Genomic DNA, 21943 nt, shown 5'->3' with positions numbered 1-21943 from the left:
CAACTCGGTGTCGAAACACGCTTCGAGACACAGGCAAGCCCATGACATGCTGACGCCATGACTGCTCGTGTGAACATCTCCTCCGGCTCCGAATTCGAAGACCTCGTCGGCTACAGCCGTGCCGTCAAGCTCGGCAATACCATCGCGGTCAGCGGCACAACGGCATCGTTGCCCGGCGGCCACGCGGTCGGCGGCGACGACATCGGCGAGCAGACCAGGGAAGTCCTGCGCCGCATCGACACCGCCCTCACCGAGGCGGGCGCGAGCTTCGCCGATGTGGTTCGCACCCGCATCTTCGTCACCGACATCTCGCGCTGGGCCGAGGTCGGCAAGGCGCATGCCGAGGTGTTCGGCGACATCCGCCCCGCCACCTCCATGTACGAGATCAGCGCTCTGATCACCCCGGCTCTGCTGGTGGAGATCGAAGTCGACGCGATCGTGGCCGAGTAGCAAGATTCTTGCTCCGTCCCATGTCCGCACGCCAGTGCGTCCGGTCCGCCGGTAATCCTCGGCGGGCCGGACCATCGGGTCGCTAGGGTCGCAGGTGTGACCAGCGACTCCTTAGTCTCACTCGACACCCTCGCCGAGGCGACCGATCGTCTCCTCGACAGCATCCGCAAGCTGGGCAATGACGACCTGACCGGTCCGTCGCTGCTGCCAGGCTGGACCCGCGGCCACGTGCTCGCGCACGTCGCCCGCAATGCCGACAGCGTGCTCAATCTGCTGCTCTGGGCGCACACCGGGGTCGAGATTCCGCAGTACGCCAACATGTTCCTGCGTGACTTCGACATCGAGGCCGGCGCGCCACGACCGATGGACGCGCAACTCGCCGACAACGAGGCTGCCGCGAAACGCTGGCTGGCCGTGGCGAATTCGCTGACCGATGAGGCGTGGCACGCGGAAGTCCGCACCAGGCAGGGGCGGCCGATCCCGGCCACCGAAGTGCGCTGGATGCGCTTGCAGGAGGTGGAGATTCACCACGTCGACCTGAACGTCGGGTTCACCCCCGCTGACTGGCCTGCCGACTTCGCCGCTCGGATCCTCACCCAGGCGACCGTCGACATGAACCGAATCACCACCGCCGCAGCCGAACCCGTTCCCGCGTTCTCGTTGCGGGCCACTGACTCCACGTTCAGCGGCATCGTCGGTACGGGGACACCCGCCCAGACCATCACCGGCTCGGTTGCCGCCCTGGCCGCCTGGTTGCTCGGCCGCTCGGACGGTGCCGATCTCACCGGCGAGCTGCCCGCACTGCCCGACTGGAAGTAGACCGGAACGGCCGCACGCCCCAAAGCGTGCGGCCGGAGGTCAACCCCGCGCCTCGGCCGGCAGCCCGGCGGCGCTCCGGCAGCCCACGAGTGGCACATGGCTGCGGCAAACGTCGAGAAGACCTCTCCATGGTGTGCCACTCGTGCCGGAGAACAGGAAAGCCCCGCTCCTGGAGGGCGGGGCTTTGCTGTGGGTGGTGGTTGTTGTTCGGGGGCAATGCCTTCGGGGGGCGGCGCGGGCGCTCATGCCCACGACGTCAGGCTGCGGCGCCCAGGCCCATAGCGACGATCACCGGGATCATGTACAGCAGCGGGAAAGGGATGTGCGCGTACGAGCGTGCGCGCACGATGGTGATGATCGCGCCCGTGAAGTAGAGCACCACTCCGATGGCGGCGAGCACGCCGATCACCGGCACCGCCAAACCGACGAGCAGGCCGACCGCGCCTGCGGCCTTCGCGAGGCCCAACCAGGTCCACCACGACTGCGGCACACCGTATTCGGTCAGCGGTTCGGTCACCCAGGTGGCGCGGCGCAGGATCGACAGTGCCGAAAAGCCGACCCAGAGCGCGGCCAAGACGGTGACGACAACGTAGGCAGTGAACATCGGGAACTCCTTGTAGCGGTGTGGGGGCCAACACCGAGTAGACGGAGCACGATCCGAAAGTGTGACAACCGATCCTGGCGTTCCAGCCTGGGCGCCACTGAAGGGGTTCGTTATTTCTGCCATCCGACTCTTGACCAAAGCCTTCCGTAAGTGGAGACTTACCGTTCGTGAGCACTAACCAAGAGGATGGATGGGACGCGCTAGGCGATCGCACGAGGCGTGCGATCGTCGCGTGCCTGGCTGAAAGGCCGCGGGCCGTCGGCGAACTTGCCGATGAGCTGCCGGTCAGCAGGCCCGCGGTGTCCCAGCATCTGAAAGTCCTCAAGGATGCGGGGCTGGTCACCGACCGCATGGCCGGCACACGCCGCATCTATCGGCTGAACCCAGCCGGTGTGGCCGCATTGCGCGACCAGCTCGACACCTTCTGGAACCGAGCGCTGGCCGGGTACGAGGACGTCATCGAAGAATCGACAGAGGAGAGTTCATGACTCAGGCACCGGCCGCGGTGGTCCGCAAGCAGATCGTCGTCGCGGCACCCATCGAGCGCGCCTTCACCGTATTCACCGAGCGGTTCGGGGATTTCAAACCGCCAGAGCACAACCTGCTCGGTGTCGCGATCGCCGAAACCGTCTTCGATCCGCGAGTCGGCGGACACATCTACGACCGAGGCGTCGACGGCAGCGAATGCCACTGGGCGCGCATCCTCGCTTTCGAGCCGCCGGATCGGGTGGTGTTCAGCTGGGACATCGGCCCGCAATGGCAGATCGAGACAACGCAGGACAACACCAGCGAAGTCGAGGTCCGGTTCATTGCCGAGACCCCCGAGCGCACCAGGGTAGAACTGGAACATCGCAACATCGACCGGCACGGACCGGGCTGGCAGGCGATTACCGATGGTGTCGACGGCGATGCGGGATGGCCGTTGTACCTGAAGCGGTACGCCGAACTGTTCGCAGAATAGTTTCGAGGTCGGCAAAAGCCGTGCTGCTCAAGGTGATTCGAGGTCGGCTTTTGTCATGAGCGGGACTACGTTGCGCTGAGCAGTTCCATCATATGCGCGATCTCGGACATCAGCCCGCAGGCGTTGACCAGGATCGATAAACCCGAACCAGCACTCCCACGGATAGGCGAGAAGGCTCCTCCCGGATCCGGGAGGAGCCTTACGCGCTGCGCGGTCGACTCAACCCACCGCGGCCTTGGCCTGCGGCCAGATGCGGGCCAGGTCGATCAGGTGGGCGAGCTCGGCGTCGAAATCGTGCGCGACCATTGGCAATGGCGGTGGTGCCCCGGTGCCAGCGGGCGGTAGGCCCGCCTTTCTGGCCTGCGCCGCTCGGATCAGCCGATGCGCGTAATCGGCAATCCCCCGGTCAGATTCGGGCTCGCGCACGGTATTGCGTTGCGTTTCACCGGTTTCGGCAGGGAGGTACGCGCCCAGCTGGAGCATCGCGTCGCGGATTTCCACAGTCATTCGCAGCAGACGGGTGGCCGGATCCGAGTCGTGCCGCGCATCGGCGGGCATGACGATCTCCGGGACCGCCGCGGTGAGATCACGCCACAGCGGCAACAGTCGACGGCAGGTTCTGGTGGCGCGATCCATACCCGCTCGCCGCACCAACTCCGCGACCAGCGGTATCGCGTGCAGTGTCGTATTGATCGCGACCCACAGCGTGAACGCCGCCTGGACCAGCGACAGTTGCGGTCCGTCGGGCAATCCGGTGGCCAGCTGGGAGAGCGAGAGCACCAGCGCACCCCAGAGACCGGCGTTGCTGCCGATCAGGCCGAGACACACGATCCGCGCCGCGCGCGGAGTGTCGACATCGCGGAGTGCGCCGAGGCAGCTGCGAGTGATCACGAACGTGTTGTAGGTGACGGCAACGGCGCAAGCGACGCCCAGTCCAATCCCCACGATGCGCAGGTCGATCGATCGCCCCGAGTATCTGGCGGTCAGAACTATCAAGACCGTCGCGGTCATGGCGAGGAGAACGGCGTTGCGCTGGTTGCGCCACACAGTATCCGGCTCGGAATCAGCGCCGACGAGCCGACCGATGCTGTTCAGATATGTGGTGGTCATGAGAACGCAGCCAAGGGCGAGCTGATTCGCCGGATCATCGATGGTCGGCGTCGATGCACACTGGTAAATCAGCAGGGTCGCAATACTCCACAGGCCAACGTGGTTTATGAGCCGATCGACAACAGCGCCGCCGACAAGCCATAACCGCCCCGACCCGACAACGGTGACGTAACCGATCACTGCCCAGGACACGACTCCCGGTATCGGTGACGACATCGATGCATCCTCTTGATCTGGCAGAACTCGTGCCCGTCGGATACTGCCGCCTCGGCCGCACAAACGGAAGTGTTGCGAGCCAGCGAGAATTGACCACATGACTGGGCTTTCGCTGACGGACCAGCGGCGGGCGGAACCGGGTTTGCGGGCGTAGCCGTCGGCGACCTCGTCCGGGGCGCTGGAACGATTCGCCGGTGAGCATCCAACCGCGGGGGACGTGTGGGATGACGCCGAGAGTGGGCGGTGGCAGATCCGACGGATGCCAGGTGAAATGATGAAAGCCCTGGCAGTTGGTTTGCCAGGGCTTTCATGTTGTGCGGCTGAAGGGATTCGAACCCCTAACCTTCTGATCCGTAGTCAGATGCTCTATCCGTTGAGCTACAGCCGCGTGGTTATTCAGTTGTTGTACCCGGTTACCCGGGTGTGGCGGAGGCGAGAGGATTTGAACCTCCGGTCCCCGTGAAGGGACAACTCATTAGCAGTGAGTCCCATTCGGCCGCTCTGGCACGCCTCCTGGAGCCTTCTCTTCGAGGGCACCGGTCCTTTCGAACCGCCGAGCATGAAGGTTACAGGAGCCGTTGTCCAGATCGCAAAACGGCTGGTTATCAGCGTAAGTTGCTGTCGAACCAGTCGAAGATCCTGGTTTGTGAGTCGACGGTCGCGTAGTCGTCGTCGGTGGCGGGATGGTCGGCGCGGTGATCGAGCCCCGGGTAGCTGACGACCAGGCTGGCCACCGCCGCGCGGCCGGTCGCGTCGCGCAGTCGCTCGACTTCGGCGGGCGGGGTGGCGGGGTCGTCGGTGCCGAAGAGACCGAGCCACGGCGCCTGCAGGTGTGGGGCGACACACACGAGGGCGTCGGCCTGTTCGGTGAGCGGTTCGACGATGCCCGGCGCCGCGACGCTCACGGCCGCGCCGACCGGGCGGTTGGTGGCGACCAGGAAGGCGGCGGTGCCCGCGGAGTCGAAGCCGAGCACTCCGATGGTGTCGGGGAAGAGGCCGCGGCGGGTGAGCCAGTCGAAGCAGGCGTCGAAATCGTCGAAGAGTTCCTCGCCGAACACCTCGCGCCGCGGATCGGTGCGATGAAACAGGTTGGGCACCACCACGGTCCAGCCTTCGGAGGCCAGCGAACCCATCAAAGCGAGCAGGGGGCCGGTGAACTCGCGGGATTCGTGCAGGATCACGATGCCGCCGCGGGCGTGGCCCTCCGGCTCGAGCACGATGATGGGCACTTGACTGTCGGCGGCCAGGCGTTTCGCCTCGGTCGCAGGTTCGGGTTCCAGTTCGTCGGTGCGCAAAGGGGCAAGGTCGTTGTAAGTACCCGACATGAATCCAGGGTAGGGCGACTTCTTGATCTTCGGAAGAAATTCCTGTTGAGCGTCGGTTACCCACAGAATTTTCGGTACGCAGGCCTGACTTTCCGCGCGGCGACATATGGTTGGGGGGTGACAGCGTCAACCCGGCCGGACCTCGAGTCGATTCCGGCGTACGTCCCCGGCCGCAACCATCCCGGTGCGGTGAAGCTCGCCAGCAACGAAACCACGTTCGGTCCGCTCCCCTCCGCCGCCAAAGCCATCGCCGAGGCCGCCGAGCTGGCGAACCGGTATCCGGACAACCAAGCCCTCGAATTGCGCGCGGCGCTGGCCGATTTCCTCGGCGTCGCGCAGGAGAACATCGCCGTCGGCTGCGGCAGCGTCGCGCTGTGCCAGGAACTGGTGCAGATCACCTGCGATGCACCGACCGACGAGGTGCTGTTCGGTTGGCGCTCGTTCGAGGCGTATCCGATCGTCACCAAGGTCGGCAACGCGACAGCCGTGCAGGTGCCGCTCACCCCCGACCTGGTGTACGACCTGGATGCGCTGGCCGCGGCGGTCACCGAGCGCACCAAGTTGATCTTCGTCTGCAACCCGAACAACCCGACCGGCACCGCGGTCGGCAAGGCGGAGCTGACCCGCTTCCTCGACGCGGTGCCCAAGCATGTGCTGATCGTGTTGGACGAGGCCTACTTCGAGTATCTGCGGCTCGCGCCCGAGGACTTCCCGAACGGCATCGAGCTCGGCCGCACCCGGCCCAATGTTCTTGTGCTGCGCACCTTCTCGAAGGCGTACGGCCTCGCGGGGCTCCGCGCGGGCTACGCGGTCGGCGATCCTGCGGTGATCACGGCGCTGATGAAGGTGCATATTCCGTTCAGCGTCAACCGGGTCGCGCAGGCGGCGGCGATCGCTTCGCTGGAGGCGCGGCACGAATTGCTGGACCGCACAGACACTCTCGTCGTCGAACGGGACCGGGTGCGCGAGGCGTTGCGCGCGGCCGGCTATCAGGTGCCGCCGAGCCAATCCAACTTCGTCTGGCTGCCGCTCGGCGAGCGCACCGTGGCGTTCGGTGAGGCGAGTGCCGAGGCGGGGGTGCTGGTGCGGCCCTACGGCACCGACGGGGTGCGGGTGACCATCGGCGATCCGCACGAGAACGATCTGTTCCTCGAATTCGCCACGGATCCGGCGGTTGTCGCGCGCTTCCTCGGTTAAGGGTCTTACCTGCCGAGCGCGCCCGCGATCACCGGCCACGACCGCGCCAACTCGTCGGCCCAGTAGGGCCACGAGTGGGTGCCGGTCGCGCGGAAGTCCGCGGTCACCGGAATCCCGAGCACGCGAAGCCGGTCGGTGAGCCTGCGCGTGCAGTTGTTGGTGGCCGCCTCGAGCGGCCCGCCGACGCTGATGGTGGTCGCCGCGTCGACACCAGGGGTGCCCGGCACATCGTGGATGCCAGGCAGGCCGCTGCCGACGGACATGTAGATCGTCTTGCCGCGCAACGCTTCCGCGTGCAGCGTCACGTCGTGGTCGAGCCAGGCGGGATCGTCCTGCTCGCCGAACATGTTGTCCGGCACACCCCGATAGGTGGCGACCACGGCCCTGGCCTGTGCTTGGCCGAGGTCGGTGCCCATGGAGAAACAGCCGCTGTGCGCGGCGATGGCGGTGTAGAGCTGCGGCTGCCGCACCGCGAGCATCATTGCGGCCTCGGCGCCCATGGACACGCCCATCACCGCGTTGCGGCCGTTGCCGTTGAACGTCGCGTCGATCAGCGGCGGTAGCTCACGAGTCAGGAACGTCTCCCACATGTTCGTGCCGAGCACCGGATCCGGTTTCTTCCAGTCCGTGTAGAAGCTGGCCGGGCCGCCGACCGTGAGGACGACATTGACGTCCTTGTCCTCGAAGAACCTGTCGGCGTGGCCGAGTTCGGTCCAGTTGTTGCTGGTCGGGCTCGCGCTGCGGCCGTCGAGCATGTACACGGTCGGGCGCGGCTTCGAGGTGTCACGCGGCAGCAGCACCTGTACTTCGACGAGGCGGCTCATCGCGGGTGAGGCGACGAACACGCGCAGCCATCGGTCGTTGATCGGTTCGATGTGGTCGATCGCCGGGTGCGCCGGTTGCTTTGTCGTCGGCTCGGCGGGGGCCGGGCCGTCCGAGGAGCCGGTGCTCGGTTTCGGATCATCCGGGGGCGCCGCCGACAACTGCGGAGCGCCGAACGTCACAGCACCGGAAATCAGTGCTGCGCTGACCAAGACGCTGGAAACCCAGCGCCGCACCCCACGCCGAGACAGCATGCGACCCATCCTGCCAGAAATGCCCGGCCTGATCGGGTGGCCATAGCGGGTCGCAATAATATGTGACCAGGGCCACTTTCGCTGCCCGGTCGGCGCGCACAGGGGTCTTCCTGCACATTTCCATCCGGAACGGCTCTTGGCCGCGGGACGGCGAGTCGACGGTGTGGAGGAGGTCGTTGTATCCGAGATCACCGGAATCCGGTCGTCGATCAGCGGAATCCGGTCGTCGACATACCAGCCGGTCGACAATCCGACACCGACTCGCACCGTTGCGGCGAACGTCCAGTCACGGCGTAGCGCACGAACGACCCGTCGTGAGTACGACGACTTCAGAACGGCTCGGGCAACACCCGAGCCAAGGCGGCACGCCGAGCCGGCTGTGACAAGGCGGCATACGCGCTGACAACCTTCGGCGTGTTCACATTGCGCACGAGCAAACGCCTACGCCGACATCAACTGTCGGAGTCAATGGCACTGAACGTCACCAATTTTCAGCGCCGACGTGGACCAACCCAGCAAATCCAGCAAATCCGGGCACACCATCAGCACACTCGCCGTACGCTACTCTCCGGGCCTTTCCGGGCATGAACTAGGACGCGCATGATTGTTGATCCGCACCATCGGCATCGAGGTCATCACGCTGCGCACATACACAGCAAACAGACCGGCCGCCTGGTACGGAGTCGGGACAGTCCCCGCGTGGCAACAATCATTTTCGGGCAGAAGCTAATTCCCGGCATCGCTCTCGCACCCCGCACCCGCGGACCACCGGCGAGCGACACTGCCGGCTGCGCACCTGCGCGAATTCTCCCGCTCGAACTTGTCTGTTTCACCGCAGTACCTATGCCCGACCGGAGAAAACCGTGAATCCTGTGTTACCCGCAACACCGATCGAGAACTCGCCTGACACAAAGCCTTTCAGCACCGACCTGAAACGTCGGCTGCGCGAGTGCGACGAATTCTTCCGCATGCCCGAACTGGCTCACCTGTCGTCCCAGCGCCGCCGCACCGCGCTGGAACAGCTCGAACAGACCGGCAGCTACCAGCAGACCGCCGAGGAAATCCTGATCGGAGCCAAACTCGCGTGGCGCAATCACGCCCGCTGTGTCGGCCGAAAGCATTGGCGCTCACTGAAATTGCTCGACGCGCGGCGAGTGCGGTCCGCGCGCGACCTGGCCGAGGTCTGCTGGCAGCACCTGCAGATGGCCACCAACGGCGGCGCCATCCAGTCGATGATCACCGTCGGCCCGCCGCGCCAGCCGGACGGGCGTGAGTTCCGCATCGTCAGCCCGCAGCTCATCCGGTACGCGGGCTACCGCAACGGAGACGGCACGGTCACCGGCGACGCGGCGAACATCACCCTCACCGAGTTCGCGATGAAACTCGGATGGCGGGGCGCCAGAACACCATTCGACATTCTCCCGCTGTTGATCAGCACGCCGGACGAACCGATACGCTGGTTCGACATTCCGCCCGAGCTGGCCCGCGAGGTGGAACTGGAGCATCCGGAATTCGAATGGTTCGCCGGACTCGGCCTGCGCTGGCACGCGCTGCCCGCGGTCTCCAACATGAACCTCGAGGTCGGCGGCGTCACCTACCCGTTCGCGCCGTTCAACGGCTGGTACATGGGCGCGGAGATCGGCGCACGCAACCTGAGCGACACCAACCGCTACAACATGCTGCCGCTGATCGCCGAAATGATGTGCCTCGACACGCGCTCCGAACGCAACCTGTGGCGCGACTCGGCCCTCGTCGAACTCAATCGCGCTGTGCTGCACAGCTTCCGCAAGTCGGGCGTCTACATCGTCGACCACCACACCGTCGCCAAACAGTTCTGCGATCACGTCAAACGCGAAGAAACCGCAGGTCGCAAGTGTCCCACCGACTGGAGCTGGATAAACCCCCCGATCTCATCGGGCCTGACCCCCACCTTCCACCGCTACTACGACCCACCAGACCTCGACATCCGCCCCAACTTCGTCCGCCGAGATTTCAGCGGCGACCCCGAAGAGTAGATCCCGCAGGGTTCGGTGCGGAGCGGCGCAGGCTCGGGGAGCCTGCGCCGCCTCGGTGGCGGGTCGGGTTAGTTGCCGAAGCTGCCGGTTGCGGGCTTGCCGGAGGGGACGGCGACGGTGACGAGTTCGCTGAGCTCGTAGCCGCCTGCCGGGCTGGTGTCGGCGCAGCCGCCGCGGGCGGTGATGGTGGAACCTGGCTGGAGGCCGGTCAGCGAGGTCTTGATGGTCTCGCGGGGGCCTGCCAGGGACTCGGGCTTGGCCTCACCGAAGAAGACGTGGTCGTTGTTGGGGCCGACGCCTGCCTCGGCCCAGCATTGGCCGCGGTCGTTCGGGTTGTGCAGGGTCGCGGTCACCGTGCCGGGCCCGGTGCCTTCGAACGTGACCACGGGGGCCTTGAAGGGGGACGCCGCGACCGCGGGCGCGGCGCTGAATGGGGTGAGTGTGACCGCCGCAGCGGAAACAGCCAGCAGAAAAGCTCCTCGAATTCGTCTGTTCATCACACGATCCGATCCTGCCCCGCAACAGGTTCCAGCACAATGGAATCCGCTGCCCCCGAGAATAGGGGCCCGCCGCAGATCCGCTTCGTCGTCCAACGCTCGCCGGTAACGGGTACCAGCGTGCTTCTTGGCGGAGACGGAGGGATTTGAACCCCCGGTCGCTCTCGCGACGCTCGCTTTCAAGGCGAGTGCATTCGGCCGCTCTGCCACGTCTCCTCAGACGACGATGGTAGCGGACGGCTCAGAGGGGTCGCGTTCCGATTTCCTGATCGACGCGGGCGAAGACTTCGGCGATGACCTCGAGCTGGTGTGCGGTGAGCAGGTCGACGAAGTTGCGGCGGACGGCCTCGACGTGGCCGGGGGCGGCGGATTCGAGGCGGCGCATGCCTTCATCGGTGAGTTCGGCGAGGACGCCGCGGCCGTCCTCGAGGCAGGTGTTGCGGCGCACCATGTGCTGGGCTTCGAGGCGCCGGATCTGATGGGTGAGGCGGCTTCTGGAGGAGAGCACACCGTCGGCAAGCTCGCTCATCCGCAGGGCGCGACCGGGCGCTTCGGACAGCAGCACCAGAATGCGGTATTCGGCGACACTCAGGTCGTTGTCCGCTTGGAGCTGCCGATTCAACGCGGTCATCAGGCGTTGATGCCCGTCCATGTAGGCCCGCCAGGCCCGCTGCTGCGGCGGGGTGAGCCATCTCGGCTCCGTCGCGACGGGACTGCTCGATTCGGGATGCACATTGCTCATTCTAAGTCCGACCACCTGGGGAAACTCGCTGTGAGGGAAAGCTATTTCGCTTAGCGGGCGGTCGCGACGAGCGATCGCGGCACGGCGGTGAGGTTCGCACAACCGGCGAGGCTCATCGCGGTCCCGAAATCAGCCAGCAACAGCCGCGCGGCATGCCGGACACCGGCGTCGCCCGCGATGCCGAGCCTGTAGGCCAACGGCCCTTCGTACAGCACCGTCTTGACGGCGATCACCTGGTAGATCTCGTGCTGGAAATCGGCGAAACTGCTGCTCACGACCGTGACGGTAGTCGGTGCACCCACCCTGTGCGGGCCGCTCGCGCAAATCCGATCCACGGAAACGGCCCACGCGAGCGGCGTGCCTTCCCGCGAGGCAGGATGGGAACCGTGCATGCAATCGAACTGAACGGTTTCGGCGGGCCCGAGGTGATGGTGTGGTCGGAGGCGCCGGATCCGACGCCAGGCCACGGCGAGGTCCTGATCGAGGTGGCGGCGGCCGGGGTGAACCGGGCCGATCTGCTGCAACGCCAAGGTCTCTATCCGTCACCGCCCGGTGCGAGCACGATCCTCGGCCTGGAATGCTCCGGCGTGATCGCGGAACTCGGTGCGGGCGTGCACGACTGGCAGGTGGGCGATCGCGTGTGCGCGCTGCTGTCCGGCGGCGCCTACGCCGAGAAGGTCGTTGCGCCTGCCGCCCAACTGCTTCCGGTGCCGGACGGCCTCGATCTGGGTGCGGCCGCAGGCCTGCCCGAGGTGGCGGCGACCGTGTGGTCGAACCTGGTGCTGACAGCGGGACTGCAGGCAGGCCAGCTGGTGCTGATCCACGGCGGTGGTAGCGGCATCGGCACGCACGCGATCCAGGTGGCACGCAGCCTCGGCGCGCGCGTCGCGGTCACCGCCGGGTCGGACGACAAGCTGGCACGCTGCAAGGAACTCGGCGCGGAACTGCTGATCAATTACCGCACCGATGATTTCGTCGCGGCGGTGACCGAATCCGGTGGCGCGCACGTCATCCTGGACCTCATGGGCGCGGCCTACTTGACGCGCAACGTCGATGCGCTGGCGAGTTTCGGGCATCTGGTCGTGATCGGCATGCAGGGCGGCGCCGTCGGCGAACTGAATATTGCTGCGCTGCTGCGGAAATGGGGCACCGTGCACGCCACCAACGTGCGCAACCGCCCGGCCACCGGCACAGGCAGCAAGGCCGCGATCATCGCCGACATACGCCGGCAACTGTGGCCGTTGGTCGCCGACGGCAGCGTAGTTCCGGTAATCCACGCGGAACTCCCGATCGCCGAAGCCGCCGAGGCACACCGCCTGCTGGAATCCGGCGAAGCCTTCGGCAAGGTCACCTTGACCGTGTGAACCCGAAATCCGCACCCACTCTGTGGATCCGCACCCGTTCTGTGCTGCTGGAACCGGTGCGGATCCGCAGAAAGAGTGCGGATCTCATGCCGGGCGGCGCGGGATCACTCCAAGGCGACTAGCGCGCGGCCGAGCTGATCGATCTCGAATTTGGTTGTGTAGGGCGCGAGTCCGATGGTGACCGCGCCACCCTCGTCGTTGACGCCGAGCGCGTCGAGCAGCCGACTGCCGCCGTGCACACCGCTGACGGTGCCGATGCGGTTGTCGGCCAGCTTGGCGGCGACCTTCTCCGCCTGCATGCCGGCGAGGGTGAAACTGACAGTGGGGATTCGAGTCGAGGCGCGCCCGATCACGGTCAGGTTCGGGATCTTGTCCAGCACATCCATCAGGTGCTCGAACAGCTGATCGTGGTAGTCCTGCAGCGAGGTGATCGACATTTCCAGCCGCTGCCGCCTGCTGCCCCGGGCACGCTCGTCCAGCCCGGCGAGGAAGTCGATCGAGGTGGTCAGCCCGGCGAGCAGGGCGTACTGATGCCCGCCGACCTCCAGCCGCTCGGCCCCCTTCGCGTAGGGGTTCAACGACATCGAGGGAATGCGGTCGAGGAACGCCGGATCACGGAACACCAGGGCGCCGATCTGTGGGCCGCCCCAAGCAGGCGCGCTGAGCGCGACCACGTCGGCGTTGAGCTCGTCGATGTCGATGAGCGCGTAAGGCGCGGCGCCGAACGCATCGGCGACGAGCAGCCCACCCACCTCGTGCACGCGGTCCGCGGCCACCCGGACCGCGGGGGCCGAGCCGACGATCGGCGAGGCGGCGGTGAGCGCGACCAACCGCGCCGTCGGCCCGATCAGTTCCTCGAACTGCCAGGACGGCATCTCGCAGGTTTCGATCTCCACCTCGGCCCAACGCACATGGGCGCCGTAGCGATTCGCGATACGCAACCACGGTGCGACGTTCGCCTCGTCGTCCAGCCGGGACAGCACGATGCCGGTGCCGAGCCCGAGCCGCGAGCTCAGCGATTCGGCCAGCCAGGCGAGCAGGACGGCACGGTCGGGGCCGAGGACAACGCCCGCCGGATCGCCGCCGACCAGATCCGCCACCGCCTCGCGGGCCGCGTCCAGAATGGCGGCGCTGCGCACCGCGGCACCATTGCGACCGATATGCGAAAAAGAGGAAGTTCGGAATCCCGTTGACACGGCGCGAGATACCGCATCGGGCACCAACATGCCCGCTTGCGGGTCGAGATGAATCCAGCCGTCGCCGAGGGACGGTATCAGGCCCCGAACCCTCGCGACGTCGTAAGTCATGTTGGCCACTCTAAGGGCAGCGGGCGAGCCTGTGTAACCGCGTTCCCCTCCGCCACTAAACGGGGGCACAGCGACCTGGGACTCAGCATGGCAACCGACTTTCAGCAAATCCGAACCACACGACCCGAACAGAATAGAACGCCGCCGCATCGCTATGACGAGGACCGGGCAACCCCGTCGCACCTGGTCCTTCCACGCCCCGTGAACACCGGTTTAGCGCGTTCCTCGGCAACGCGACATGATAGGGACCATGACGCAATCGGATGAGGCACCGGACCACATCGTCGTTGTCGGACCGGACGGCCGCCCGTTGGTCATCCCCGCGGAGGGCGCAGCGGACGCGCCCTTCACCGCACAGGTGGTGACCGACGAGGACAAAAAGGACGAGTCGGACGACCACGATGATTCCGGCGAATCTTTGGCCGACATGGTCGAGCAACCCGCGAAGGTCATGCGCATCGGCACCATGATCAAACAGCTGCTCGAAGAAGTGCGCGCGGCACCGCTCGACGACGCCAGCCGGAATCGGCTGAAAGAAATTCACAAATCCTCGGTCCGCGAGCTGGAACAGGGCCTCGCCCCGGAACTGCGCGCCGAACTCGAGCGGCTCACGCTGCCCTTCACCGACGACGCCATCCCCTCGGACGCCGAGTTGCGGATCGCCCAGGCGCAGCTGGTCGGCTGGCTGGAAGGCCTGTTCCACGGCATTCAGACGGCGCTGTTCGCGCAGCAGATGGCGGCGCGAGCGCAACTCGAGCAGATGCGCCAGGGCGCGCTACCGCCCGGCATCCATGCGGCGGACCCACGCGGCGGCCAGGCCAATCACGTCACCGGGGGTTCCGGGCAGTACCTCTGAGGTGCTGATCCGCGTGTGCCAGCCGGGTCAGTAGCAATATCCAAGGGTAGGCTCGGGCACCGTGCCCGCCGCTGCCGCTCGCCCCGACTCGGACCAGAGTTCGGAGCGTCGTGAAGAGAGCTCGATGCGTTCAGATGACAGCAAAGTTCTGCCAGATGATTCCGTGCGTCCCGAGGACGATTCCTCCGGCGACAGCTCGGTGCGCGCCGATGACGGCTCGGCAGACGAGGTTCCAGTGAGCACGGGAGACGCCCCTGCCCTGCAGGAGGAGGCCGCCGTCGACAAAGCGGCCGCCGAACCGGTGAGCATCGAGCCGATCGGCTCGGATTCACAGACCTTTCAGCGGGCATTCAAGGACTTCCGCGTCGGCTTCGGACAGCGTGAACTGTGGCTCTCGCTCGGCTGGCAAGACATCAAACAGCGGTACCGGCGCTCGGTGCTCGGACCGTTCTGGATCACCATCGCGACCGGTGTCCAAGCGGCCGCGATGGGTCTGCTCTACGCCGCGCTGCTCGGCCAGCCGATCAAGGACTACATGCCCTACGTGGCGGTCGGCATCATCGTCTGGAATGTGATCAACGCGAGCATTCTCGAGGGCGCCGATGTCTTCGTCGCCAACGAGGGGCTGATCAAACAGTTGCCGTCGGCGTTGAGCGTGCACGTCTACCGCCTGGTCTGGCGGCAGCTGCTGTTCTTCGCGCACAACATGTTGATCTATGCCGTTGTGCTCGTCGCGTTCGGTGTCTGGGAGAAACTGCACTGGACCGCGATATTCGCCATCCCCGCACTCGGGCTGCTTTTCCTCAATGCGATGTGGGTGTCGATCGTGTTCGGCATCTTCAGCACCCGCTACCGCGATATCACGCCGATCCTCGGCAGCCTCACGCTGATGCTGTTCGTGCTGACCCCGGTGATGTGGAATACCAAGAGCCTGGTTGATCAGGGTGGCCAGGTCAGCGAGCGTGCGAAACTGCTCGAAGTCATTCCGACGTACCACTATCTGGAGATCATCCGCGCACCATTGCTCGGCGACGACCAGCATCTGTATCACTGGGTGATCGTCGGCACCATCACCGTGATCGGCTGGATCGTGGCGATCTTCGCGATGAAGCAGTTCCGTTCGCGCGTGCCGTACTGGGTTTAGGAGCGGATCGATGACTGATCATGTGAGTATCGAAACCCGCAACGCCTGGGTCGAATTCCCGATCTTCGACGCGAAATCGCGTTCGTTGAAGAAGGCGTTCCTCGGCAAAGCCGGCGGCGCGATCGGGCGCAACCAGTCCGATGTCGTTGTCGTCGAGGCGCTGCGCGACATCACGCTTTCGCTGAAGGAAGGCGACAAGGTCGGCCTGGTCGGGCACAACGGCGCAGGCAAATCGACACTGCTGCGGCTGCTTTCGGGTATCTACGAACCGACGCGGGGTAGCGCGCGCATCCGTGGACGGGTCGCGCCGGTATTCGATCTCGGCGTCGGCATGGACCCGGAAATCTCCGGCTACGAGAACATCATCATCCGTGGTCTTTTCCTCGGGCAGACGCGCAAGCAGATGCTGGCCAAGATCGATGAGATCGCCGATTTCACGGAGCTCGGCGAGTATCTGTCGATGCCGTTGCGCACCTACTCGACCGGCATGCGGGTTCGCCTGGCCATGGGCGTGGTGACCTCGATCGATCCCGAGATCCTGCTGCTCGACGAGGGCATCGGCGCGGTGGATGCCGAATTCATGAAGAAGGCCCGGCTGCGTCTGCAGAAATTGGTGGCCCGATCCGGCATCCTGGTATTCGCCAGTCATTCCAACGAATTTCTCGCGCAGCTCTGCGATACCGCGATGTGGGTCGATCACGGACAGATCCGTTTGCGTGGTGGCATCGAAGAAGTGGTGCGGGCCTACGAGGGTCCGGACGCGGGAAACCACGTCGCGACGGTGCTGCGCGAATTGGCAGCGGAACAGTCCATGAGCAACGAACGAGAACTGGAGCGGAATCAGGCATGAGTGAGCCGACCGGGCAGGACACCCCGATCGAGACCGGGGCCGAAGCCCAGGCCGACTCCGCGCCGGAGGATTCCGGCGAATCGGTGCCCGCCGGCGTCGGCGAAAAGGCCGACGAGGCAGTGTCGCAGCCGGTGAGCTCGCCCGCCTACGCCAATCCCGACGCACTCATCGTCGCGGTCGTTGTCACGCACAAGCGCCGCGAACTGCTCGCCGAGTCGCTGAAAGTCATTGCGTCCCAATCCCGACCGGTCGATCACCTGATCGTGGTCGACAACGCGAACGAGTCCGAGGTCGCGGACCTGGTCCGCGATCAGCCGATGGACGTCACCTACCTCGGGTCGGCGCACAACCTCGGCGGCGCAGGCGGATTCGCGCTCGGCATGCTGCACGCGCTGAGCATGGGCGCGGACTGGGTCTGGCTCGCCGACGACGACGGTCGGCCCGAGGGCCCGGAAGTCCTTGCCACCCTGCTGGATTGCGCCCGACGGCACGGGCTCGTCGAGGTGTCGCCGGTGGTCTGCGATATCGACGAACCGGATCGCCTCGCGTTCCCGCTGCGCCGCGGTGTGGTGTGGCGGCGGCTGCGGTCCGAACTCGGCGACGAGGATTTCTTGCCGGGCATCGCGTCGCTGTTCAACGGCGCGCTCATCTCCGCTGCCGCGGTCGATCTCATCGGCGTGCCCGATCTGCGGCTGTTCGTGCGCGGCGACGAGGTGGAGGTGCATCGCAGGCTGGTCCGCTCCGGGCTGCCCTTCGGCACCTGTCTGCAGACCGCGTACCTGCATCCCAACGGCGCCGCGGAGTTCAAGCCGATCCTCGGCGGGCGGATGCACACCCAGTACCCCGATGACCCGGTGAAACGCTATTTCACCTACCGCAACCGCGGCTATCTGATGTCGCAGCCCGGCATGCGCAAACTGCTGCCGCAGGAGTGGATTCGCTTCTCCTGGTTCTTCCTCGTCACCCGGCGTGACCCGGCAGGCCTGCGCGAATGGTTCCAGCTGCGCGCCCTCGGCCGCAACGAGCAGTTCGGCAAGCCGGACCCGAAGAAGCCGAATTAATTCGGTTGCGGGCGGCACGGGGGCGTGCCAAGGTGTGAGGAAACTGCGAGAGAGGCAAGGAGGTGTGGACCGTGGCTACGACTGTGCGGATTGTCGTGTCCGGACGAGCTGTGCTTACGCACGCCGCCACACGAAACTCCCCCTCATTCTCCGCTCGCTGAGCCCTGAGTTGGGCTCGGCGCCCAACGAAGGATTCCTTCCATCATGGTCGACAACGACCTCCTTGTTCCTTACGGCTGGACCGAAGCCGTAGCACTCGAATACACCTCGATGATCGAGGAAGGCTGCATCCCCGCCAGGGTGATCCGGATGGATCGCAGCGAATGCGATGTCGCGACGCCGAACGGCGTGCTCCGCGCTCGGTGCCCGAGGGCCGATGCCGAGGTCAGCGGCCTGTGCACCGGCGACTGGGTCACCGTCGACGCCGAACCGGCAGTGCGGCAACTGCTTCCGCGCCGCTCGGCGATCATGCGCTCATCGGTGTCCGGACGTTCACACGCCCAGGTGCTGGCCGCCAATGTCGACACCGTGCTGATCTGCACCGCGGCCGACGGCGACGTCGATCTCGGGCGGATCGAGCGCATGCTCGCGCTGGCCTGGGAGAGCAACGCGCAGCCGATCGTGGTCCTCACCAAAGCCGATGCGGCAGTGCATATCCCGATCGACGAGGTGCAGGCGGTCGCGCCGGGCGCGATCGCGCTCACCGTCAGCGCGAACAGCGGCGCCGGGCTGGATGTGCTGACCGCCATGCTCGAAGGGACGGTCGCGCTGATCGGGCCGTCCGGCGCGGGCAAGTCCACCCTCGCCAACGCGCTGCTCGGCCAGGAAGTGTTCGCCACCAACACCGTTCGCGCCGCCGACAAGAAGGGCAGGCACACCACGGTGCATCGGGAACTGCGGCCGCTACCCGCAGGCGGCACGCTCATCGATACGCCGGGACTGCGCGGGGTCGGACTGTGGGATGCCGCCGAAGGGATCGAGAAGACCTTCAGCGACATCGAATCCTTCGCCGCCCTGTGCCGATTCGCCGATTGCGCACACCACGGCGAACCCGGCTGCGCCGTCCAGGAAGCCATCGACAGCGGCGAGCTCACCCAGCGCCGCTTCGACAGCTACCAGCGCCTCGCGAAGGAAAACGCCTGGATGGCGGCTCGCCAGGACAAGCGTCTGGAAGCCGAGCGCAAGCGCGCCTGGCGCGACATCTCCAAACAGCAGCGCCAGGCTTACCGCGTTCGCGGCACCAAACGCTGAAACACTGCCCGGAATCGCGGGGTGGGCGGCACTCGGTTGGCGATCCGCGCCGCCCGCCCCGCACCCGGGCACGCCGGTTACCCCTATGCAACTGATTGCATAGAACCGAGGTTTACGCTTACTGTCGAAGTGCGGACGGCCGCGGGAGCTCACCCGCGGCGCAGACGACAGGAGCAGGTCAATGACGGAATCGGGATCCAAGCCGCTCGCGGGCAGAACGTTGATCATGTCCGGCGGCAGTCGTGGCATCGGCCTGGAGATCGCGAAGCGGGCCGCGGCCGACGGGGCCAACATCACCCTGATCGCCAAGACCGATACGCCGCACCCCAAGCTTCCTGGCACGATCCACACGGCCGCGGCCGAGCTCGAGGCGGCGGGCGGCCAGGTGCTGCCGTTCGTCGGCGACGTCCGCATCGACGAGGCGGTCGAGGAGGCGGTACGCCAGACCGTCGAGCGATTCGGCGGCATCGACATCGTGGTGAACAACGCCTCGGCCATCGACATCTCCCCCACCGACATCCTGCCGATGAAGAAGTACGACCTGATGCAGGACATCAACTGCCGCGGCAGCTTCCTGCTGTCCAAGCTGAGCATCCCGCACCTGCGCGAATCGGCCGCCGCCAACCGTAATCCGCACATCCTGACGCTGTCCCCGCCGTTGAACCTCGACCCGAAGTGGGCGGGCATGGCACTGGGCTACACCATCGCCAAGTACGGAATGTCGCTCACCACACTGGGTTTGGCGGAGGAGCTGAAGGGCGACGGGATCGGCGTCAACTCGCTGTGGCCGCGCACCACCATCGCCACCGCCGCGGTGAAGAACCTGCTCGGCGGCGAGCAGATGATCTCCACCTCGCGCACCCCCGACATCTACGCCGACGCGGCCTATCTGGTGCTCACGTCCCCGGCCAAGTCCACGTCGGGCAACTTCTTCATCGATGACGATGTCCTCGCGGCCCACGGCATCACCGACCTGGACAAGTACCGGGTGACCCCGGGCGACGGCGAACTCACCACCGACCTGTTCCTGTGAAAGACCCAGTCACCCGGCACAACTGAACGAGGGCCTGCCCGCCGATGTCGGCGGGCAGGCCCTCGTCGTTCGGTACCTAGGCCTGCGGCTTGGCCGGACTTTCGATGCCGTACAACCGTTCCCAGTTCGCGCGGCTGGTCAGCTCGGGCACCGCGGCACGGTACTCACGCTGCAAGGCGGGCAGTTCCCGGCGCAGGCGGCGCAGCACGTGGATGGTGCGGAGCAGCAGTTTGCGGGCACGGGCCTTGTCCCGCTGCCGGACTCGGACACCGGACTGCGAGGCGTCGGTGACGACCACGTGGTCGAACAACGAAACATGCCACCAGTAGGCGTCTTCGCGAGTGACACCGATGACGCCGTGCTGGGTGCGCCCGAACCACTGGTTGATGGCCCGCTTGATCAGCACCAGGATGACCCGGCTCGGTTCGCCGCTGGCGCGGCGCAACTGAATGTCACCGGAACGCACCGGCGGCGTCGACGCCGGATGCTTGATCGTCTCCGGATAGTCCGCCCTGCTGCCCCTGGCCGCGGCGAGTGCGGCGATCCCGCCGTCCTGCAGCACCTTCGGGCCCTGCAGGAAGTCCTCGATGCCCTGCAGCGTGGTGTGCACCAATCCGTACTGCATGGCGACCAGCTGCTCGGAAAGCTCACGGAACAGCTTGCGGGAGATGGCCTTCGCATCCAGATCGGTGTGCAGCGAGCCGACGATCAACGAGTTGCGCGTGCTGAAGTAGCGCGCCCAGTCGTCGTAGTCCTTCCAGTAGAAGTCCGCGTGCCACACCGCCGCGTTCGGCAGCGTGACAGTGACGAAACCGTTCTCGCGCGCCCTGATGCCGTATTCGACGTCGTCCCACTGGAAGAAGATCGGCACGGGCAGCCCGATCTTGGCGACCACCTCGGCCGGGATCAGGCAGGTCCACCAGGCGTTGTAGCCCGCGTCGACCCTGCGCTCCTGGTTGCGCTTGAGCATGCTGGTGTTGCGCAACGCCTTCGGCACCTTCTGCCCGTGCCGCAGGTCCTGCAGGTGCACCTCTTCGGCGCCGACGTTGAGATAGTCGGGGTTGAGCAGGAACAACATCTGCGCGCCGACCAGCGTCGGCTCCACCGTCATGTTGGCGAAGGCGTTGAGCCGCAGCACCGTTTCCGGCTCGCAGAGAATGTCGTCGTCCATCAGGATGACGTCGGCGTGCTCGTTGGCCGCGGACACCTCGTAGAGCCCGCGCGTGAAACCGCCTGCCCCACCGAGATTCGGCTGCCGGATGTAGCGCAGCTTGTCGCCGAAGACCGGGACGACCTCCTGGTAGCGCGGCCGGTTCTCCACCAGGTCGGTGCCCTGATCCACCACGTACACGGCGTCGATCGCGGCGAGCACGACCTCGTCGGAGGCCAGCGCCGCCACCGTGTGCGCGCAGTCCTCGGCCCGGTTGAAGGTGCAGATCGCGATGGCGACCGGGCGGATGTGATCCGGCGCCGCCGTGGTCCAGCCGACCTCGGCGATGCCGAGATCGCCACCGACGGCATCGAATTCGAGCCACATCGCGCCGCCGTCGACGTACTGGTCGAGCGGCGCGGTCAGCGTCAACGGCCCGCTCTCGGTGACCTGCGCGGTGTCGATGATCCGGCGATGCCCGGCGATATCGGAGGCGACCAGCCGGATCTTGGCCTTCGCCGCAACGTCGAGCACCATCGAGACCCGCACCTCGGTGACGGTGGTCCAGCGCTGCCAGTAGCTCGCCGCGAACCGGCCGAAGTAGGTGTTGGTGTGCGCAGAGGCGCCCTTGTCCAGGCGGAGCAGCTGACGCTCGCGGTGGGCGCGGCCCTTGACGACGGCGTACAGCTCGTCGCTCACCTTCGCCGACGGACCGGTGAAGATGCCCCGCTGCAACACCAGTCGTTCCGGCGCCCGATGGTCGGAGCGCAGGGTGGCCGGGGCGTCAACGGCCGTTGCTCGTGCATTCGTTTCGGTCACGGCTTGGGTAGCCGACTGATCCATGAAGTCCCTCGAAATCGTCGCTCGTGCCGGACGGGACAGACACGCCCCTGGATGCCGTTCGCGGCGGGGGTG

General features: G+C 66.1%; 22 protein-coding genes and 3 tRNA genes. 13 read left to right on the top strand and 12 right to left on the bottom strand.

The window, feature by feature from the left end; all coding sequences use genetic code 11:
• The first annotated feature begins 57 nt into the window (after positions 1–57).
• Entirely contained in the window at positions 58–450 is a 393-nt protein-coding gene (locus tag ACGFNJ_RS05580) for a RidA family protein (RefSeq protein WP_393443626.1), read from the top strand.
• A 96-nt stretch (positions 451–546) separates the two neighbouring features.
• Positions 547–1269, top strand: coding sequence for a maleylpyruvate isomerase family mycothiol-dependent enzyme (locus tag ACGFNJ_RS05575; protein WP_393443624.1), 723 nt, complete (start codon positions 547–549; stop codon positions 1267–1269).
• 256 nt (positions 1270–1525) lie between these two features.
• Here ACGFNJ_RS05575 and ACGFNJ_RS05570 read toward each other — a convergent pair whose 3' ends face one another.
• The gene (locus tag ACGFNJ_RS05570; protein WP_393443622.1) at positions 1526–1873 is read right to left on the bottom strand and encodes a DoxX family protein; all 348 of its coding nucleotides are present in this window, start codon (positions 1871–1873) and stop codon (positions 1526–1528) included.
• Positions 1874–2040: 167 nt separating this feature from the next.
• Here ACGFNJ_RS05570 and ACGFNJ_RS05565 point away from each other — a divergent pair, with 167 nt between their 5' ends.
• Positions 2041–2361: an ArsR/SmtB family transcription factor gene (locus ACGFNJ_RS05565; RefSeq protein WP_393443620.1), complete on the top strand. Its 321-nt coding sequence runs from the start codon at positions 2041–2043 to the stop codon at positions 2359–2361.
• A complete protein-coding gene (locus ACGFNJ_RS05560) occupies positions 2358–2834 on the top strand; it encodes an SRPBCC family protein (protein ID WP_393443618.1) in 477 nt (158 codons plus the stop codon). Before ACGFNJ_RS05565 ends, ACGFNJ_RS05560 begins: the two co-directional genes overlap by 4 nt.
• A 219-nt stretch (positions 2835–3053) precedes the next feature.
• On the opposite strand, the gene ACGFNJ_RS05555 is transcribed toward ACGFNJ_RS05560, so the two are convergent.
• From ACGFNJ_RS05555 to ACGFNJ_RS05540, 4 genes are all read right to left on the bottom strand, one after another.
• Entirely contained in the window at positions 3054–4160 is a 1107-nt protein-coding gene (locus ACGFNJ_RS05555) for an MAB_1171c family putative transporter (protein WP_393443616.1), read from the bottom strand.
• A 315-nt stretch (positions 4161–4475) separates the two neighbouring features.
• Positions 4476–4548 (bottom strand) — tRNA-Arg (locus tag ACGFNJ_RS05550).
• 36 nt (positions 4549–4584) lie between these two features.
• Positions 4585–4674: transfer RNA gene (locus tag ACGFNJ_RS05545), tRNA-Ser, on the bottom strand.
• A gap of 91 nt (positions 4675–4765) precedes the next feature.
• Positions 4766–5485, bottom strand: coding sequence for a dienelactone hydrolase family protein (locus ACGFNJ_RS05540; protein WP_393443614.1), 720 nt, complete (start codon positions 5483–5485; stop codon positions 4766–4768).
• A gap of 117 nt (positions 5486–5602) precedes the next feature.
• Between ACGFNJ_RS05540 and hisC the strand changes: the two genes are divergently transcribed.
• Positions 5603–6682, top strand: a complete 1080-nt coding sequence (gene hisC, locus ACGFNJ_RS05535) for a histidinol-phosphate transaminase (RefSeq protein ID WP_393443612.1) — start codon at positions 5603–5605, stop codon at positions 6680–6682.
• A 5-nt stretch (positions 6683–6687) separates the two neighbouring features.
• On the opposite strand, the gene ACGFNJ_RS05530 is transcribed toward hisC, so the two are convergent.
• Entirely contained in the window at positions 6688–7758 is a 1071-nt protein-coding gene (locus ACGFNJ_RS05530; RefSeq protein WP_393443610.1) for an alpha/beta hydrolase, read from the bottom strand.
• A gap of 890 nt (positions 7759–8648) precedes the next feature.
• On the opposite strand from ACGFNJ_RS05530, the gene ACGFNJ_RS05525 reads away from it, so the two are divergent.
• Positions 8649–9773, top strand: a complete 1125-nt coding sequence (locus tag ACGFNJ_RS05525) for a nitric oxide synthase oxygenase (RefSeq protein ID WP_393443788.1) — start codon at positions 8649–8651, stop codon at positions 9771–9773.
• Between the two features lie 68 nt (positions 9774–9841).
• Here the strand turns inward: ACGFNJ_RS05525 and ACGFNJ_RS05520 are convergent, their stop codons facing one another.
• The 4 genes from ACGFNJ_RS05520 to ACGFNJ_RS05505 all read right to left on the bottom strand — a co-directional run bounded on the left by ACGFNJ_RS05520 (position 9842) and on the right by ACGFNJ_RS05505 (position 11287).
• A complete protein-coding gene (locus tag ACGFNJ_RS05520) occupies positions 9842–10270 on the bottom strand; it encodes a hypothetical protein (protein ID WP_393443608.1) in 429 nt (142 codons plus the stop codon).
• Positions 10271–10398: 128 nt separating this feature from the next.
• Positions 10399–10486: transfer RNA gene (locus tag ACGFNJ_RS05515), tRNA-Ser, on the bottom strand.
• A gap of 25 nt (positions 10487–10511) precedes the next feature.
• Positions 10512–11012: a MarR family winged helix-turn-helix transcriptional regulator gene (locus ACGFNJ_RS05510; protein ID WP_393443606.1), complete on the bottom strand. Its 501-nt coding sequence runs from the start codon at positions 11010–11012 to the stop codon at positions 10512–10514.
• 50 nt (positions 11013–11062) lie between these two features.
• Positions 11063–11287 carry an alpha-hydroxy-acid oxidizing protein gene (locus ACGFNJ_RS05505; RefSeq protein WP_393443604.1) on the bottom strand — a complete coding sequence of 75 codons (225 nt, stop codon included), beginning with the start codon at positions 11285–11287 and terminating at the stop codon, positions 11063–11065.
• A gap of 111 nt (positions 11288–11398) precedes the next feature.
• Here ACGFNJ_RS05505 and ACGFNJ_RS05500 point away from each other — a divergent pair, with 111 nt between their 5' ends.
• Positions 11399–12376 carry an NAD(P)H-quinone oxidoreductase gene (locus ACGFNJ_RS05500; RefSeq protein WP_393443602.1) on the top strand — a complete coding sequence of 326 codons (978 nt, stop codon included), beginning with the start codon at positions 11399–11401 and terminating at the stop codon, positions 12374–12376.
• 104 nt (positions 12377–12480) lie between these two features.
• Here the strand turns inward: ACGFNJ_RS05500 and ACGFNJ_RS05495 are convergent, their stop codons facing one another.
• On the bottom strand, positions 12481–13683 hold the full coding sequence (locus tag ACGFNJ_RS05495) for a cysteine desulfurase-like protein (RefSeq protein WP_069162125.1): 1203 nt from the start codon (positions 13681–13683) through the stop codon (positions 12481–12483).
• Between the two features lie 250 nt (positions 13684–13933).
• Here ACGFNJ_RS05495 and ACGFNJ_RS05490 point away from each other — a divergent pair, with 250 nt between their 5' ends.
• The 6 genes from ACGFNJ_RS05490 to ACGFNJ_RS05465 all read left to right on the top strand — a co-directional run bounded on the left by ACGFNJ_RS05490 (position 13934) and on the right by ACGFNJ_RS05465 (position 19878).
• On the top strand, positions 13934–14539 hold the full coding sequence (locus ACGFNJ_RS05490) for a bacterial proteasome activator family protein (protein ID WP_393443600.1): 606 nt from the start codon (positions 13934–13936) through the stop codon (positions 14537–14539).
• A 124-nt stretch (positions 14540–14663) separates the two neighbouring features.
• Positions 14664–15683, top strand: coding sequence for an ABC transporter permease (locus ACGFNJ_RS05485; RefSeq protein ID WP_393443598.1), 1020 nt, complete (start codon positions 14664–14666; stop codon positions 15681–15683).
• 10 nt (positions 15684–15693) lie between these two features.
• Positions 15694–16533 (top strand): ABC transporter ATP-binding protein, encoded by an 840-nt coding sequence (locus tag ACGFNJ_RS05480; RefSeq protein WP_393443596.1) that lies wholly within the window; start codon positions 15694–15696, stop codon positions 16531–16533.
• Positions 16530–17594, top strand: coding sequence for a glycosyltransferase (locus tag ACGFNJ_RS05475; RefSeq protein ID WP_393443594.1), 1065 nt, complete (start codon positions 16530–16532; stop codon positions 17592–17594). Before ACGFNJ_RS05480 ends, ACGFNJ_RS05475 begins: the two co-directional genes overlap by 4 nt.
• Positions 17595–17798: 204 nt before the next feature.
• Positions 17799–18845 carry a ribosome small subunit-dependent GTPase A gene (rsgA, locus tag ACGFNJ_RS05470; protein WP_393443592.1) on the top strand — a complete coding sequence of 349 codons (1047 nt, stop codon included), beginning with the start codon at positions 17799–17801 and terminating at the stop codon, positions 18843–18845.
• Between the two features lie 181 nt (positions 18846–19026).
• Positions 19027–19878, top strand: a complete 852-nt coding sequence (locus ACGFNJ_RS05465; protein ID WP_393443590.1) for an SDR family oxidoreductase — start codon at positions 19027–19029, stop codon at positions 19876–19878.
• Between the two features lie 76 nt (positions 19879–19954).
• Here ACGFNJ_RS05465 and ACGFNJ_RS05460 read toward each other — a convergent pair whose 3' ends face one another.
• Positions 19955–21871 (bottom strand): glycosyltransferase, encoded by a 1917-nt coding sequence (locus ACGFNJ_RS05460; protein ID WP_393443588.1) that lies wholly within the window; start codon positions 21869–21871, stop codon positions 19955–19957.
• Positions 21872–21943: the final 72 nt, after the last annotated feature.

It is taken from the genome of Nocardia sp. NPDC049149, from assembly GCF_043197455.1.
In the GTDB taxonomy this organism is placed as follows: domain Bacteria; phylum Actinomycetota; class Actinomycetes; order Mycobacteriales; family Mycobacteriaceae; genus Nocardia.
Note: the sequence above shows the minus strand (reverse complement) of the source record. Positions and strands in the feature narration are given on the sequence as shown.